This is a genomic window from Streptomyces sp. NPDC056373, assembly GCF_042262425.1.
Taxonomy (GTDB): domain Bacteria; phylum Actinomycetota; class Actinomycetes; order Streptomycetales; family Streptomycetaceae; genus Streptomyces.
The window spans coordinates 21,664-37,323 of the sequence record NZ_JBHJPX010000017.1; the positions used below are offsets into that span (position 1 = coordinate 21,664).

At 73.1% G+C, this 15,660-nt stretch carries 15 protein-coding genes; 5 read left to right on the top strand and 10 right to left on the bottom strand.

Annotation, left to right across the window (positions count from 1 at the left end; translation table 11 throughout):
• Positions 1–30: 30 nt before the first annotated feature.
• The 10 genes from pstA to ACFCXS_RS31210 all read right to left on the bottom strand — a co-directional run bounded on the left by pstA (position 31) and on the right by ACFCXS_RS31210 (position 11,119).
• Positions 31–1,092 carry a phosphate ABC transporter permease PstA gene (gene pstA / locus ACFCXS_RS31165; RefSeq protein WP_376646702.1) on the bottom strand — a complete coding sequence of 354 codons (1,062 nt, stop codon included), beginning with the start codon at positions 1,090–1,092 and terminating at the stop codon, positions 31–33.
• A complete protein-coding gene (gene pstC, locus ACFCXS_RS31170; protein ID WP_376646703.1) occupies positions 1,089–2,090 on the bottom strand; it encodes a phosphate ABC transporter permease subunit PstC in 1,002 nt (333 codons plus the stop codon). Before pstC ends, pstA begins: the two co-directional genes overlap by 4 nt.
• 103 nt (positions 2,091–2,193) lie before the next feature.
• A complete protein-coding gene (gene pstS, locus ACFCXS_RS31175) occupies positions 2,194–3,324 on the bottom strand; it encodes a phosphate ABC transporter substrate-binding protein PstS (protein ID WP_376646704.1) in 1,131 nt (376 codons plus the stop codon).
• A gap of 246 nt (positions 3,325–3,570) precedes the next feature.
• Positions 3,571–4,005, bottom strand: coding sequence for an NUDIX hydrolase (locus tag ACFCXS_RS31180; protein WP_376646705.1), 435 nt, complete (start codon positions 4,003–4,005; stop codon positions 3,571–3,573).
• Between the two features lie 34 nt (positions 4,006–4,039).
• Positions 4,040–5,167: a CHAD domain-containing protein gene (locus tag ACFCXS_RS31185; protein ID WP_376646706.1), complete on the bottom strand. Its 1,128-nt coding sequence runs from the start codon at positions 5,165–5,167 to the stop codon at positions 4,040–4,042.
• Positions 5,148–7,379, bottom strand: coding sequence for an RNA degradosome polyphosphate kinase (locus ACFCXS_RS31190; RefSeq protein ID WP_376646707.1), 2,232 nt, complete (start codon positions 7,377–7,379; stop codon positions 5,148–5,150). Before ACFCXS_RS31190 ends, ACFCXS_RS31185 begins: the two co-directional genes overlap by 20 nt.
• Positions 7,380–7,830: 451 nt before the next feature.
• On the bottom strand, positions 7,831–8,757 hold the full coding sequence (locus ACFCXS_RS31195; protein WP_376646708.1) for a hypothetical protein: 927 nt from the start codon (positions 8,755–8,757) through the stop codon (positions 7,831–7,833).
• 84 nt (positions 8,758–8,841) lie between these two features.
• Positions 8,842–9,849 (bottom strand): ABC transporter permease, encoded by a 1,008-nt coding sequence (locus ACFCXS_RS31200; protein WP_376646709.1) that lies wholly within the window; start codon positions 9,847–9,849, stop codon positions 8,842–8,844.
• Entirely contained in the window at positions 9,846–10,730 is an 885-nt protein-coding gene (locus tag ACFCXS_RS31205; protein ID WP_376646710.1) for an ABC transporter ATP-binding protein, read from the bottom strand. Before ACFCXS_RS31205 ends, ACFCXS_RS31200 begins: the two co-directional genes overlap by 4 nt.
• Positions 10,727–11,119, bottom strand: coding sequence for a GntR family transcriptional regulator (locus tag ACFCXS_RS31210; protein WP_104787686.1), 393 nt, complete (start codon positions 11,117–11,119; stop codon positions 10,727–10,729). The genes ACFCXS_RS31205 and ACFCXS_RS31210 overlap by 4 nt, the downstream gene beginning before the upstream one ends.
• 110 nt (positions 11,120–11,229) lie before the next feature.
• On the opposite strand from ACFCXS_RS31210, the gene ACFCXS_RS31215 reads away from it, so the two are divergent.
• From ACFCXS_RS31215 to ACFCXS_RS31235, 5 genes are read left to right on the top strand one after another with little or no spacing between them, the layout of a single operon-like run.
• The gene (locus tag ACFCXS_RS31215; protein ID WP_376646711.1) at positions 11,230–11,781 is read left to right on the top strand and encodes an RNA polymerase sigma factor; all 552 of its coding nucleotides are present in this window, start codon (positions 11,230–11,232) and stop codon (positions 11,779–11,781) included.
• Positions 11,778–12,617, top strand: coding sequence for a zf-HC2 domain-containing protein (locus ACFCXS_RS31220; RefSeq protein ID WP_376646712.1), 840 nt, complete (start codon positions 11,778–11,780; stop codon positions 12,615–12,617). Before ACFCXS_RS31215 ends, ACFCXS_RS31220 begins: the two co-directional genes overlap by 4 nt.
• A complete protein-coding gene (locus ACFCXS_RS31225; protein WP_376646713.1) occupies positions 12,614–13,474 on the top strand; it encodes an ABC transporter ATP-binding protein in 861 nt (286 codons plus the stop codon). The genes ACFCXS_RS31220 and ACFCXS_RS31225 overlap by 4 nt, the downstream gene beginning before the upstream one ends.
• On the top strand, positions 13,471–14,982 hold the full coding sequence (locus ACFCXS_RS31230; protein ID WP_376646714.1) for an ABC transporter permease: 1,512 nt from the start codon (positions 13,471–13,473) through the stop codon (positions 14,980–14,982). Before ACFCXS_RS31225 ends, ACFCXS_RS31230 begins: the two co-directional genes overlap by 4 nt.
• The gene (locus ACFCXS_RS31235) at positions 14,979–15,617 is read left to right on the top strand and encodes an ABC transporter (protein WP_376646715.1); all 639 of its coding nucleotides are present in this window, start codon (positions 14,979–14,981) and stop codon (positions 15,615–15,617) included. The genes ACFCXS_RS31230 and ACFCXS_RS31235 overlap by 4 nt, the downstream gene beginning before the upstream one ends.
• The last annotated feature ends 43 nt before the right edge of the window (positions 15,618–15,660 follow it).

Genomic DNA, 15,660 nt, shown 5'->3' on the forward strand with positions numbered 1-15,660 from the left:
CCCGCGCGGCGGTAGCCGCAGGTTGTCGCGTCAGCGACCGGTCTTCGGGGCCTTCCAGCGGGCGATCCCGCGGGCCACCAGGTTCAGGAGCATCACGAAGGCGATCAGGGTCAGCGACGCCGCCCAGGCGCGGTCGTACGCCGCACCGGAGCCCGCGCTGTTCGCGTACTGCTGGTAGATGTACAGCGGCAGCGAGGCCTGCGCCCCCTCGAAGGGGTTGGCGTTGATGAACGCGTTGCCCCACACCAGCAGCAGGACCGGGGCGGTCTCACCGGTGATACGGGCGATCGAGAGCATGATGCCCGTGGTGATGCCGCCGATGGAGGTCGGCAGGACCACCTTCAGGATGGTGCGCCACTTGGGGATGCCGAGCGCCAGGGAGGCCTCGCGCAGCTCGTTCGGGACGAGCTTGAGCATCTCCTCCGTGGAGCGCACGACGACCGGCATCATCAGGATGGCCAGGGCCAGCGAGCCGGCGAAGCCGAAGGGCTCCATGTCGAACATCAGCATGAGGCTGAGGATGAACAGACCCGCGACGATCGACGGGATGCCGGTCATGACGTCGACGAAGAACGTGATGGCCTTGGAGAGGTTGCCCCGGCCGTACTCGACGAGGTAGATCGCGGTCAGCACGCCGACCGGCGCGGCGATCACCGTGGCGAGTCCGACCTGCTCCAGGGTGCCGAGGATGGCGTGGTAGATGCCGCCGCCGGGCTCGGTGTCGGCGACGACGCCCATGGAGTGGGTCAGGAAGTAGATGTCGAGGACCTTCACGCCGCGCACGACGGTCGACCAGATCAGCGAGGCCAGCGGGACGACGGCGAGCAGGAAGGCGACCCACACGAAGGAGGTGGCGATGCGGTCCTTGGCCTGCCGCCTGCCCTCGACGCTCGCGGCGATGGCGTAGGTGCCGGCCACGTAGAGGATCGCGGCGATCAGGCCCCACTGGACGTGGCTGTGCAGGCCGCCGACGAGGCCGATGACGATCGCGAGGGCGATGGAGCCGGCGGCGATGGCGTACGGGGACCACTTGGGCAGGCGGGCGCCGCGCAGGGTGCTGGGGCCCTTCGGGGTGACGGTCGCGGTGCTCATGCGTTGGCCCCCGAGTACTCCTTGCGGCGGGCGATGATCGCCCGGGCCGCGCCGTTGACCAGCAGGGTGATGACGAACAGGACCAGACCGGAGGCGATCAGCGCGTCGCGGCCGAACTCGGTGGCCTCACCGAACTTGCTGGCGATGTTCTGGGCGAACGTGCCGCCGCCCGGGTCCAGCAGGCTGGCCTGGATGTCGAAGGTCGGGGAGAGCACCGTGGCGACGGCCATGGTCTCGCCGAGGGCGCGGCCGAGGCCGAGCATCGAGGCGGAGATGACGCCGGAGCGGCCGAAGGGGATGACCGCCATGCGGATCACCTCCCAGCGGGTGGCGCCGAGCGCCAGGGCCGCCTCCTCGTGCATCTGCGGGACCTGGCGGAAGACCTCGCGGCTCACGTTGGTGATGATCGGCAGGATCATGATCGCGAGCAGGATGCCGACGGTCAGCATCGAGCGGGGGGCGCCGCCCTCCCAGGAGAAGACGCCGGTCCAGCCGAAGTAGTCGTTCAGCCAGCCGAAGAGGCCGGTCATGTGCGGCACGAGGACGAGGGCGCCCCACAGGCCGTAGACGATGGACGGCACGGCGGCGAGCAGGTCGATCACGTACGCGATGGGGCCGCGCATCCGGCGCGGGGCGTAGTGCGTGAGGAACAGCGCGATGGCGACGGCGACCGGGACCGCGATGACCATGGCGACGATCGAGGAGACGACCGTGCCGAAGGCCAGGACGGCGATGCCGAAGTTCGGCGGGACGAGGTTGGTGTCCCACTGGAAGGTCGTGAGGAAGTTGCCGTGGTCCTTGCTGATCGCGAGGGAGGCGCGGTAGGTGAGGAAGACCGCGATCGCGGCCATGATCACCAGCAGCAGGATGCCCGAGCCGCGGGAGAGACCGAGGAAGACCCGGTCTCCGGGCCGGGTGGCCCCGCGCGCGGCGCGCTTGTCGACGGTGGGCTGCGGAGCGGGGGGAGGTGCGTCGGTTATCTGTGTGGGTGTGCCCATCGGGTTCTCCGGTCTGCGGAGCCGTACGCGGGGTACGGCCACTGGCGGCGGTGCACCGGACGGTGCGGCCCGGCCCCGGGGAGGGGACCGGGCCGCACTCGGGTCAGCTCAGGCCCTCGATGGTGGTACGGACCTGGGAGATGATGTCGGCGGGGATCGGCGCGTAGTCGTTGTCCGAGAGGATCTTCTGGCCGTCCTCGGAGGCGATGTAGCGCAGGAACGCCTTGGTGCCGGGCAGGGTGTCGGACTTGTTGCCCTTGTCGCAGACGATCTCGTACGTGACGAGGACCATCGGGTAGGCGCCCTCGGCCTTGGTGCCGTAGTTCAGCTGCAGGGAGAGGTCCTTGCCCGTGCCGACGACCTTGGCCTCGGAGATCGCCTTGGTGGCGTTCTCGACGGTGGCCTTGACCGGCTGGGCGGCGCCCGTGTCGAGGTCGACCGTCTTCAGGCCGTCCTTGGCGTACGACAGCTCGAAGTAGCCGATGGCGCCGTTGGTCTGCTTCACCTGCTGGGCGACACCGGAGGAGCCGGAGGCGGACTGGCCGCCCTTGGCCTGCCAGGTCTTGCCGCCGTCGTAGGGCCAGTCGCTCTTGGCGGTGGCGATCAGGTACTTGGTGAAGTTGTCCGTGGTGCCGGAGTCGTCCGAGCGGTGGAAGGCCTGGATCTTGAGGTCCGGGAGCTTCGCGTCGGGGTTCAGCTTCTTGATCGCCGCGTCGTTCCAGTTGGTGATCTTGCCGTTGAAGATCTTCGCCAGGGTCGGGGCGTCGAGGACGAGGTTGTCCACGCCGTCGACGTTGTAGCCGACCGCGATCGGGCCGCCGACCATCGGCAGGTCGATGCCCTGGCCGCCGGTGCAGACCTTCTTGGAGGCGGTGACCTCGTCGGGCTTCAGCGCGGAGTCGGAGCCGGCGAAGGCGACCTGGCCCTGGGTGAACGCGGTGACGCCGGCGCCGGAGCCGCCGCCCTTGTAGTTGATCTGCAGGCCCTGGCAGGCCGCGGTGAACTGCTTCACCCAGGCGTCGATGGCGTTCTTCTGCGCGGAGGAGCCGTCGGCGAGCAGCTGGCCCTTGGCGTCGTCGCACTTGACGTTGCTCGGCGCGGCGGCGTTGGAGGAACCGCCGCCGTTGGAGGCGCCACCGGTGTCGTCGGAGCCGCACGCCGTGAGGGCCAGGGCGCCGGAGACGGCGAGAGCACCGAGAGCGAGGGCCCGCCGGTTCATGCGCTGAAGCTTCACTTGAGTTCCTTCCAGGAGCCGCCGTCCTGAATCGGCGGCGTGCGAAGACGAGGTGTCGCGGACGCGGTCGCACTCAGCGGGACGGCTCGCGTCGGTAAGGCCGAAATTAGGCAGATCAGGTGAAGGCGCCGATGGCCGCAAATGAACGAGGGGTGAACCCCTGCCTAAGGCCTGGTGAGGTAACGGAATGCTCACGGGGAGAGCACGTCAGCATTCCGCTTTTACGGACGAAACGGGAGCATCCGGTCAGCCACCCGCCCGGGGCAGGTGCAGAACGGCGAGCAGCTCCTCGACCAGGGGCCGGTCATGGGGCTGCGTGAGACGGTCGCGGGCGGCGGCAGGCGTCAGCCACAGCACCCGGTCCACCTCGTCCGTCGGCGAGAACGCGCAGCTCACCGCCTCGGCGGCCCAGTAGCGGACCTGCTTGGGGCGGCCGCCCGCCAGGTAACGCAGGGCGGACAGCTCGGGGCCCGGCACGGCCCGGCAGCCCGTCTCCTCCGCCACCTCGCGCAGTGCTCCGGCCAGTGCGTCCTCGCCACGCTTCAGTTTCCCCTTCGGCCACGACCAGTCGTCGTATTTCGGCCGGTGGACGAGACAGAGTTCCGGCTCGCCGGTGAGCGGGGACCGGCGCCACAGGACGCAGCCCGCCGCCTGGACGGTGGTGTCCTTGGGGGTGTTCACCGTGTTTCACCGCCTCCTGGTGCCGGGCGCCCGGTCATGACGCGCCCACGGTCTCCTTCTGCCAGGCCTGCTGGAACGCGAAGCGCGCCGCCTCCACCTCGTGCCGCTGGTCGGCGTGCAGCACGCCGAGGGCGTATGCCGTGGCCGGGGCGATGCGCGGGGTACGGGCCGCCTGGGCCGCCGCTGCCGCCGCCTCCGAGGCGTCGCGGTGCCGGTTCAGGGCCTGGCCCGCGGAGAGCAGGCGCAGATCCACCACGGCGTTGCCCTTCGGGCCGCTGACGGCCTCGCGGGCGTAGCGGTGCAGGCGCAGCAGCAGCCGGACCTGGTGCCACGGGGCGTCCTGCGGGTGCGGGACGGTGTCCGGGGACAGACCGTGGACGAGGGCCGTGGCGTTGTACGGGTTCCCCGCGGTGAGCAGGGGGAGGGCGGTCACCGCGTCGGCGAGGCGGTCCTCGGCGGCACGGGCCAAGGGGCGCAGGTCGGTGGTGGCGGCGGTCTTGGTGAGGGGGACCTCGCTGGCCAGGACGGCGACCTTGTCCGCGACGGCGTGGAAGCGGCTGCTGCCCAGGGCCTCCAGTGCCGTGGAGTGGGCCCGGGTGCGGGCGAGGGTGAGCTGGCGGTCGAGCAGGGCGCCCGCCTTCGCCGCACCCACGGTCAGGTTGCCGCGTTCCGGTGCGGAGGCCGGGGCGGTGCGCGGTCCGGCGTCGCGGGGTGCCGCCCGCTGCGGGGCGGGTGCCGCCCCGGCGGGACGACCGCCCGCAGCGGGGGCGGCCGGCTGGGACGGGAGGGCCGTGGAGCCCGACAACCGGTGCAGGGCCGCCAACAGGCGTTCCAGGCGGGCCGTGTAGGCGTGCTCCATCGCCAGCGTCCCCGACACCCACGCCAGTTCGGGGCGCATCGTCTCGGACCACTCCGCGTCGAGGAGGGACTGGAACGAGTGCAGGCTGGCGCTGATGCGGCGGGCCGAGCGGCGCAGGGCGCGGGCCGCCTCGGCGGACCCCCCGGAGCCGTTCGGCCCCGACCCCGTCTCCCGGTGCAGGCGCAGCGCCCGGAGGAACTCCGTGGCCTGGGCCCGCAGATAGCCCGCGAGGGCGTCTCCGGTGGGGACGGGCCCGTCGTGCCTGGACCGGGGGTCCGTGGGGTCAAGGTGTTGCTGTGCCACGCCGGCGCCTCCGGGCGTCTATGAGCATCTCCTGGACGTTGCGCAGGGGCTGTCCGTCCGCGTCGGTCGCATGCCGGGTCCAGTCGCCGTCCGGGCCGAGGTGCCAGGAGGCGGTGGAGTCGGACATACCGGTCTCCAGCAGCCGGTTCAGGGCCGCCCGGTGGGCCGGGTCGGTGACCCGGACCAGGGCCTCTATCCGGCGGTCGAGGTTGCGGTGCATCATGTCGGCGCTGCCGATCCACACCTCGGGTTCGCCGCCGTTGCCGAAGCCGAACACCCGGGAGTGCTCCAGGAAGCGGCCGAGGATCGAGCGGACCCGGATGTTCTCCGACAGGCCGGCCACGCCCGGGCGCACCGCGCAGATGCCGCGCACCCAGATGTCCACCGGCACGCCCGCCTGGGACGCGCGGTAGCAGGCGTCGATGACGGCCTCGTCGACCATCGAGTTGACCTTGATGCGGACGTGCGCGGGGCGTCCCGCACGGTGGTGCTGGACCTCCTTGGCGATCCGCGAGACCAGGCCGTCGCGCAGCGACTTGGGGGCGACCAGGAGACGGCGGTAGGTCTCCCGGCGCGAGTAGCCGGAGAGGCGGTTGAAGAGGTCCGAGAGGTCCGCGCCGACCTGCGGGTCGGCCGTGAGCAGGCCGAGGTCCTCGTAGAGGCGGGCCGTCTTCGGGTGGTAGTTGCCGGTGCCGACGTGGCTGTAGCGGCGGAGCGTCTCGCCCTCCTGGCGGACCACCAGCGACAGCTTGCAGTGGGTCTTCAGGCCGACCAGGCCGTAGACCACATGGCAGCCGGCCTCCTCCAGCTTGCGCGCCCACTTGATGTTGGCGTGCTCGTCGAAGCGGGCCTTGATCTCGACCAGGACCAGGACCTGCTTTCCGGACTCGGCGGCCTCGATGAGGGCGTCGACTATGGGGGAGTCGCCCGAAGTCCGGTACAGGGTCTGCTTGATCGCGAGGACGTCCGGGTCGCCGGCGGCCTGCTCCAGGAAGGCCTGGACGGAGGTGGAGAACGAGTCGTACGGGTGGTGCAGCAGGACGTCCCGCTCGCGCAGCGCGGCGAAGATGTCCGGCGCGGAGGCCGACTCGACCTCGGCGAGGTCGCGGTGGGTGCCTGCGACGAACTTGCGGTACTTCAGCTCCGGCCGGTCCAGGGAGGCGATGCGGAAGAGGCCCGTGAGGTCCAGGGGACCCGGCAGCGGGTACACCTCTGCCTCGCTGATCTTCAGCTCGCGCACCAGCAGGTCCAGGACCTCACGGTCGATGGACTCCTCGACCTCCAGGCGCACCGGGGGCCCGAAGCGGCGCCGCATGAGCTCCTTCTCCAGGGCCTGGAGCAGGTTCTCCGCGTCGTCCTCCTCGACCTCCAGGTCCTCGTTCCTGGTCAGGCGGAAGGCGTGGTGCTCCAGGACCTCCATGCCCGGGAACAGCTCCTCCAGGTGCGCGGCGATGACGTCCTCGATGGGGACGTAGCGGCCCGGGGAGCTCTCCAGGAAGCGCGACAGCAGCGGCGGCACCTTCACCCGGGCGAAGTGCTTGTGGCCGGTGACCGGGTTGCGCACGACGACGGCCAGGTTCAGGGACAGGCCGGAGATGTACGGGAAGGGGTGCGCCGGGTCGACCGCCAGCGGGGTCAGCACGGGGAAGATCTGGTGCCGGAACAGGGTGAACAGGCGGGCCTGCTCCTTCTCCTGCAGTTCGTTCCAGCGGACCAGGTGGATGCCCTCCTCCGCGAGTGCGGGGGCGACGTCCTCGTGGTAGCAGGCGGCGTGCCGGGCCATGAGCTCGCGCGAGCGGGCCCAGATCATCTCCAGCACCTCGCGCGGCTGGAGGCCGGAGGCGGAGCGGGTGGCCACGCCGGTGGCGATACGGCGCTTCAGGCCTGCCACCCGGACCATGAAGAACTCGTCCAGGTTGCTGGCGAAGATCGCGAGGAAGTTGGCCCGCTCCAGCAGGGGGGTGTCGGGGTCCTCGGCGAGTTCGAGCACGCGCTCGTTGAAGGCGAGCCAGCTGCGCTCCCGGTCGAGGAAACGCCCCTGCGGCAGCTGGGGCCCGTCGTACGGCGACTCCTCGTAGGCGTCGAGGTCGGCGTCGATGTCCGGTTCCAGATCGGAGACGGCCGCGGCCACCGTGTGGGGGCGGTGGGCTGCTATGGAGCCCACGGAGGGCTGCGCGTGCTGGACCTGTGCCTGGGTGTTCGGCTGGCTCATGGACCCATTCTTCCGCGCCGCGAGCATCACGGGCGCGTCGGACAGCGCGGGCGGGAGCGAAGACGTCACGTGAGTGCTCCCGTTTCCCTCGGGGCCCTCGCGGGACGGGGGAGGCTCGGGCACGGCGGGATTCATTGGCCGAGCTTCGCAAGCCCGTCTGAATCGATGGTTACGGAGACATGACGTGCGGGACACCGGGGGGCGGCCCGCGGGCGTCCACAGGGCCGGGAGAGGCGGCCGGGCCGTCTGCCCACAGGCTGTGGACGGTTCTCGGAGCCGGCGCGGGCCGCGAGGTGTCGTGGTGCCGGCGTCGGTGTGCGTCGCGCGGTGTCACGGTGCCCGCGTCGGCCGTGCGGCATGGAGTGTCACGGAGGCCGGGCGGGCGGCACGGAGTGTCCCCGAAGGGCGGGCCGCGCGTCCATCCCCCCGTGGAAGGACGCGCGGACCGGGTTCAGGGGAGGCGGCGGGCCAGCAGCAGGAAGGCGGCGGCCGTCGCGGTGCCGGCCACGGCCAGCAGCAGGCCGCTCTCCACGTACTGGAGCGGCCAGAAGTGGGACTGCGGGTGGAACGTGGCGTGGCTGATCTGGACGCCGTGCGGGGCGGGGGTGTCCCAGGTGACCTGGAAGGCCGAGCGGGGCAGCTCGATGCTGCCGGGCGCGATGCGGCTGACGGTCGGCCAGAGGTCCTCCCGGTACCGTTCCAGGAGGCTGTGGAGGAGCAGGGAGGCGGCGAGGGCCACCCCCGTGGCGGGCAGGGCCCGGCGCCACACCAGTGCGGCGAGGGCGCCGAGGGCGAGTCCGGCCAGGGCGTAGGCCACGGCCACCGGGCCCGTCGACACGAACGCGTCCGGGTAGTACCAGTCGCCGACCAGGTCGGGGTTGCCGTCGCCGCGGGCCCAGACGTTCAGCGGCACGAGCGCGCCGGTGCCGGCGGTGAGCAGCGCGGCCGGGGCGGCCAGTTTCGCGGCCAGCCAGCGCAGGGGGCGCACGGACTGGGTCCAGGCGAGCTGGGCGGTGCCGCTTTCCAGCTCGCGGCCGATGAGGGCGCCGCCCGCCCAGGCGGCCACGGGGAACATCACCCAGGACAGGGCGGTGGCGATCACGGCGATGCCGTTCGCGTACACCTCGTCGACGGTGATCGCCTCGACCGCCGCGCAGGAGGGGAGCCCGTCAGTGGGGGGCGTGGCGCAGGCGCTCACGCCCGCCCGGGCCTCGTCCCCCAGGGAGTGCAGCCAGACCAGGGCGGCGGTCGCGGCGGCCAGGGCCAGCAGCGACAGGACCAGGGCCGTGCGGTGGGTCCGCAGCACCGCCCGCAGCAGGCCGCCCCGGTGGGGGGCGGGGCGGGCGGCGGGGGCGGTCGCCGCGGTGAGGGCGGTCATACGGCGGCTCCCTGACGGCGCGGTCGCAGGGCGAAGGCGGTCATACGGCGGCTCCCTGACGGCGGGGCCGCAGGGCGAAGGCGGTCATACGGCGGCTCCCGTGCGGCGGCGCAGCAGGACGAAGGCGGTCGCGGCCGCCAGGGCGGCGACGGCGAGGAGGAGGCCGGTCTCCATGAGCTGGAGGGGCCAGAAGTGGGAGGCCGGGTGGTAGTCGGTGTAGTAGTGGGTGATGCCGTTTCTGGCGTCACAGCCGGGCTCGCCCGAGCACGACGGGATCGGGACGCGGGCACCGGAGGCGGTGAGGGCGCCGGTCTCGACGATCATGCTGTCGAGGCTGGGGGTGCCGTCTTCCAGGGTGGTCGCGAGGGTCTGCACCGGCCACAGGTGCGGGCGCAGTGCGTCGGCGACGTAGACGAGTGACACGACGGCCAGGACCGCGACGCCGAGGGCGGGCAGCGCCCGGCGCAGCAGCACCCCCGCCAGGGCACCGAGGGCCAGGGCGGCGAGGGCCTGGGCGGCGGCGATGGTGCCGTTGATCTCGAAGATGCCGTCGTCGTGCCACGCGCGCCATTGCATGAAGCTGATCGGGGCACGGTCCGACAACCACAGCATGCGGTGCAGCAGCGTCAGTGTGAGCGCGCCCGTCACGAGCAGCAGGGCCGGGACCGCGAGCTTGGCGGCCAGCCAGCGGGCCGGGCCGGCCGACTGGGTCCAGGCGAGCTGGGCGGTGCCGTTCTCCAGTTCGCGGCCGATGAGGGCGCCGCCCGCCCAGGCCCCGGCGAGCAGCGGGAGGAGCCTGACGAGGCCGATGCCGACCGCCACGGCGGTCTCGTACCGGCTGTTCGCGGCGCCGGGGAAGTCGCAGCCCGGGTCCGGGCGGGCCGGGTCGCAGCCGATGTCCGTGTACTCGGTCCAGGCGGCGTCCGCGCCCGGGCCCATCGCCCACAGCAGTGCCCCGGCGGCCACCACCACCAGCCCCAGCCAGAACAGCAGCGCCGTGCGGTGCAGTCGGAGCATGGCCAGGACCAGGCCGCGCGACGGCGAGGTGCGCCGGGTGACGGCTGGTGTGGTCACGGCGTCGAGGGCGGTCATACGGCGGCCTCCCGCGCGTCGAGCAGGAGCGGCGGGGCGTCCGGGGAGCGCAGGTGGGCCAGGACCACTTCCTCCAGGGACGGGCGATCGCCCTGGAATCCGTCGCCGAGGGGGCCATCGGGGCGGACCAGGGCGGTCAGCTGGCGGCCGGTGGTGCGCGACTCGACCACCGTGTGCGGGTCGAGGTCCTGGCCCGCCCGGCCGGTGACCAGGGTGTGCGCGGCGAGCAGGTCGTCGAGCGGCCCGGCGAGCCGGACGCGGCCCGAGCCGAGCAGCAGCAGGTGGTCGCAGGAGCCCTCCAGCTCCGCGACGACGTGCGAGGACATGACAACCGTGGTGCCGTGTTCGGCGGCGTCGGCCATGAGCGTGGCCGTCAGCTGGTGCCGGGCGAGCGGGTCGAGGTCGGCCATCGGCTCGTCCAGGAGCAGCAGTTCGGGGCGTTTGCCGAGGGCGAGGGCGAGCGCGACGCGGGTGCGCTGGCCGCCGGAGAGTGTCCGGATCTTGGTGTCGGGGTCGAGGTCGCCCTCGGCGACGATCCGCTCGGCGACGCGGGCGTCCCAGCGCCGGGGGTTGAGGTCGCGGCCCAGCCGCAGGGTCCCGGCGATGGTGAGCTGGGGGTACAGCGGCTTGTTCTGCGCGACGTGGGCGAGGCGCTCGCGGGCCGCTGCCGGGGTCGTGCCGAGTACGGAGACGGTGCCCTCGGTGGGGCGGATCAGCCCGGCGGCCAGGGCGAGCAGGGTGGACTTGCCGGCGCCGTTCGGGCCGGTGAGGGCGCAGACGCGGCCCGCGGGGAGCCGGAAGCTGCAGCCGTCCAGGGCCGGGGCGCGGCGGCGCCCGAACCTCCTGCCCAGCCCGGCCGCCTCGATGGCGGTGTCGGTCATGCGTCCCCCTTGAAGTCTGCGAAATGCGCGTCGAGTACGGAAGTGAAGAGGGCGGCCACGTCCTCGCGCTCCAGGCCGGCCTCGCGGGCCCGGACCGCCCAGGCGTCCAGGTCGGCGCGCAGCGGGGAGTCGGCGGGGGCGGTGCTCAGGGCCTTGCGGACGAACGTGCCCAGTCCGCGGCGGGCCTCGACCAGGCCCTCGCGCTCCAGCTCCCGGTAGGCCTTGAGGACCGTGTTCGGGTTGATGGCGGTGGCCTCCACCACCTCACGGGCCGTCGGGAGCTTGTCGCCCGGCTCCAGCAGGCCCAGGCGCAGGGCCTGTTTGGTCTGCTGGACGATCTGGACGTAGGTGGCGACGCCGCTGCGCCGGTCGATGCGGTACTCGACCACTGCTGCACCACCCTTTCACTAATTGAGTAGTGAAAGGGTGGTGCAAGGGGGTGGGAAAAGTCAAGCGTGGTTTTGTGAACCGTTCGGGCCGGGCCGTCCGATGAGGAGACGTGAGCGATACGAGAAGCGACGGGGAGCTGCTGCGGGCCATAGCCGCGGACGCCGACCGGCGAGCCTTCGAGGAGCTGTACCGGCGCTACGCGCCATGGCTCCGGGCCCGGTTGCGGGGGCGGAGCGCCGATCCCGGGGTCGTCGACGACGTGGTGCAGGAGACGTTCCTCGCGGTGTGGAGGGGCACGGCCCGCCACCGGCAGGAGGGCCACTCCCCGGACGCGGCCGGGTGGCTGTGGCGCATCGCCTCGCGGCGGCTGGTGGACGCGCTGCGGGGCGACGGTGCGCGGGGGCGGATGCGGCAGGCCCTGGCCCGACTGCGGCACCGGGACGAGGCGTCGGCGGAGGAACGCGTGCTCGCGGGGGTGGAGCACGGGGACCTCGCCGGGGCGCTGGTCCGGCTGTCGCCGGAGCTGCGGGCGGTGCTGCAGGCGACCGTCATCGACGGGCTGACCACCCGGGAGGCGGCCGTACTGCTCGGAATACCGCCCGGGACGGTCAAGACACGGGCGATGCGGGCCCGGAAGCAGCTGCGGGAGGCGTTGGCATGAGCTGGCACGTGTCCGAAGAGGAACTGCGCGCCTATGCGCGAGGGGAGTTGCAGGCCCCCGCGCTCTGGTCCGCCGACACACATCTGACGTCCTGCGCGGAGTGCCGCGCGGTGCTCGCCGAGGTCAGCGATCCCGTCGCCCTGGACGCCGGATGGGACCGGCTCGACGCCGAACTCGACGCACCCCGCAAGGGGTTGCTGGAGCTGCTGCTCGTACGGGCCGGGGTGGCCGGGCACACCGCGCGGCTGCTGGCGGCGACGCCGGTGCTGCGGCGGTCCTGGCTGGGGGCGGTCGTCGCCGTGCTGCTGCTGAGCGTGGCGGCTTCCGGGCATGCCGTGGACGGCGGGGGGTTCCCCACCCTGTTCCTGGCCCTCGCGCCGCTGCTGCCGCTGGCCGGGGTGGCGCTGTCGTACGGGCCCGTGCTGGATCCGACGTACGAGATGGCGGTCGTCGCGCCGATGCACGGGTTCCGGCTGCTGATGATCCGGACCGTGGCCGTGCTGGCCGTCGTGCTCGGGCTGAACGGGCTCGCGACCCTCGCCCTGCCCGACTACGGGCTGCGGGCGCTGGCCTGGCTGCTGCCCGGGCTGGCGCTGACGGCGACCGGACTCGCGCTGATGCCCCGTCTCGGGCCGGTGCTCGCACCGTCGCTGGTGGGCGGGGCGTGGGCCGGACTGCTGCTGGCGGCCGACGTGCTGCGGGCCGGGGCGGACGTACCGCTCGCGCCGTTCACCGTGGCCGGGCAGGGCGTGGCGGCGGTCGTCGCCGCGCTCGCCGCCGGGCTGCTCTTCCTGCTCCGTGACCGATTCGACCTCTTTCAGGGACGTGCCGTATGACCACGACCGTGTCCGCCTCCGGGCTGAGCCTCCGCTACGGCGGTACCCGGGCCCTCGACGACGTGTCGCTGCGGCTGAGCGCGGGCGTCACCGGGCTGCTCGGCCCCAACGGCGCGGGCAAGACCACCCTGCTGAGGGTGCTCGCCACCGCCCTGCCCGCCGACCGGGGAGCCTTCACCGTGCTCGGGCACGACCCGGGCACGGCCCGCGGCCGCCAGGAGGTGCGGCGCCGGCTGGGCTACCTGCCCCAGACCCCGGGCTTCCACCCGGACTTCACCGCCTTCGAGTTCGTCGACTACGTGGCGATCCTGAAGGAGATGACCGACCGGGCCGCCCGGCACCGGGAGGTGCGGCGCGTGCTCGACGAGGTCGGTCTGGCGGACGTACGCGGCAAGCGGATCCGCAAGCTGTCCGGGGGCATGCGGCAGCGCGTCGCCCTGGGAGCGGCCCTCGTCGGAGATCCAGGATTCCTGGTGCTCGACGAGCCGACCGTCGGGCTGGACCCCGAACAACGCATGCGGTTCAGGGAGTTGATCGCGGAAGCCGGTGAGGGGCGGACGGTGCTGCTGTCCACCCACCAGACGGAGGACGTGGCGATGCTCTGCCACCGCGTGGTGGTCATGGCCGCAGGCCGGGTGCGGTTCGAGGGCACCCCGGCCGAGCTGATGGCACGGGCCGCGGGGCGCGTGTGGAGCAGCACCGAGCGGGCCCCCGGGGCGAGGGCGGGATGGCGCACCGGGACCGGCACCTTCCGCAACGTGGGGGACCCGCCGCCCGGCGCCGAGCTGCTCGAACCCACCCTGGAGGACGGCTACCTGCTCACGCTCGACGGCACCGGAGCGGAGGTGGCGGCATGACCGCGCTGATGGAGAAACCAGCCGTGTCCGGGACGCGGGAGGAGCGGGGCGGGCCCTGGAAGGCCGTGTTCGCCCTGGCCCTGTTCGAGTCGCGCCGGCTGCTGACCCGGATCCCGGTGCTGGTGGCCTTCGCGGTGTACATCGGCTGGACGGTGTGGCGCAGCGGGAGGGCGTGGGGCGACTACCCGGCCCTCCAGGACGCCGACCGGGCCACCCAGGGCGCGCCGATGCTCGTCGGCCTCGCGGTCCTGCTGTCCGTCAACCTCGCCGCGCTGCGCTCCCGGCGGCACGACACGGAACGGCACCTCGCGGTGCTGGTGCTGCCGCGGTGGCGCCGTACGGCCGCCCACGCACTGTCGGTCGTGGCCGTGGCCCTGCTCACCGCCGTGTGCGTGGCCGGGCAGTTCGGCCGGGAGGCACTGCGGCCCGGTGCGATCGGGCACGGATCGGTGGCCGAACTGCTCGTCGGCCCGCTGACCGTGCTGCTGTTCGGGCTGTTCGGGCTGCTCCTGGCAGGGCTGGTGCGGTCCGCTGTGGCCGCGCCGCTGCTGGTGGTGCTCTTCCTGTTCTTCTTCCTCTTCCTCTCCGGCATGGACCACGGGGTGAGGTGGCTGCTCCCGGCGATCGAGGAGGCGTCCCCCAACACCATGCCGTCGGACCTGATGGGCCGGCCGGCCGCCTGGCACGCCCTGTACCTGGCCGGGCTGGGCCTGTGCCTCGGACTGCTGGCGGTGCTCCTGGCCGGTGCCCGCAAGCCGGCCGTGTTCGCCGGTGTCGCCGGGGCGCTCGCCATGACGCTGACCGGCGGAGTGGCCCAGTCGGCGGGCGACTCCCCCGAGCTGGTCAAGGCACGCGAACGCGCCACCGTGCACCCCGAGCAGGTGCGGACCTGCGCCCGCCGGGACGGATCGACGTACTGTGCGTTCCCCGAGTGGGGGCCGCGGGTGGCGGACTGGGCCGGGACCGTGGACCGGGTCCGGTCCCTGGCCGGGGGCGGCGCCCACGAGCAGGACCTCGTCGTACGGCAGCGGATCGAAGCGCGCTACGGCCTCTCCAGTGACTCCGCTCTGGCCCCGCTGGAGCGGCCGCACGAGGTGACGGTGGGCACCGCGTGGGGCGGCAACCGCGTCCCCGAGTTCTCCGCGGCCGTGGCCGGTGTGCTGATCGCGGGTGACGAGAAGGCCGCGACCTCGATCTGCGACGGCCGCATGGTCCCTCTGATGTGGCTGGCCGTGGGCTGGGAGTCCGAGCCGCTCGACGCGCTGCGCCGCGTGCGCCTCGACGACAGTGTCACCGGCTCCGCCTACGTGCTCCAGCCCACCGATGGTCTGTACATGACCGAGGCCCAGACCGAGGTGCTGCGGGCGCTGCTCGACCTGCCCCGCGGTGAGGCCGGGGCGCGGGTCAAGGACCACTGGGACGAACTGACCGCGCCGAAGGTCACCACGGCCCGGGCCGCCCAACTGCTCGACCTGCCCGTGCCCGAGGGGAAGGACAAGTGCTCGTGATCCGGCAGCTGGTGTTCCCCGTCCACCGGACGGTGCCGTGGGCGGCGATCGGCGCGGCCGGGGCGGCGGGGCTGCTGCTCGCCGCGCTGACCCGGACCGGCGAGACGGCGGAAGGCCTCTCCCTGTACCTGCTGCGGGCCGCGATCCTCGCCTTCGCGGTGGGCCTGACCTTCCTCCTGGACGACCCGGCCCGGCACACCACGTCCACCGTGCCGACCCGGCGCCCGGTCCGCGTAGCCCTGCGGACGGCCCTCGTCGCACCGGCCGCGGCGGCCTGGTGGGCGGTGGCCCTGCTGCTCGTGCCGCCGGGGGTACGGCCCCCGGTCGGCGACCTCACGCTGGAGGCGGGGGCGGCCTTCGTCCTGGCGGTGGCCGGAGCCGCGGCAGCGGTGCGCTTCAGCGAGGTCACCCGGCCCGGACTGCCGGTCACGGGCGCGCTGTTGACCACAGCCGTCCTGACCATGCTGTTCTGGCCCGGCCGGTGGGCCCTGTTCGTGCCGGTGGAGGACGAACGGTGGGTGGCGGCGCACGAGCGGTGGGGCCTGGTGCTTGGTGGGGCGGTGCTGACGGGGGCAGTGTGTTTGATGGAGCCACTGCGGCGGCGGGGGTGGGGACGGGGCAGAGCTCGGAGGTGACGATCGCCACGCGAGGCCGCCGGACACGGAAGGGGCCTGAACC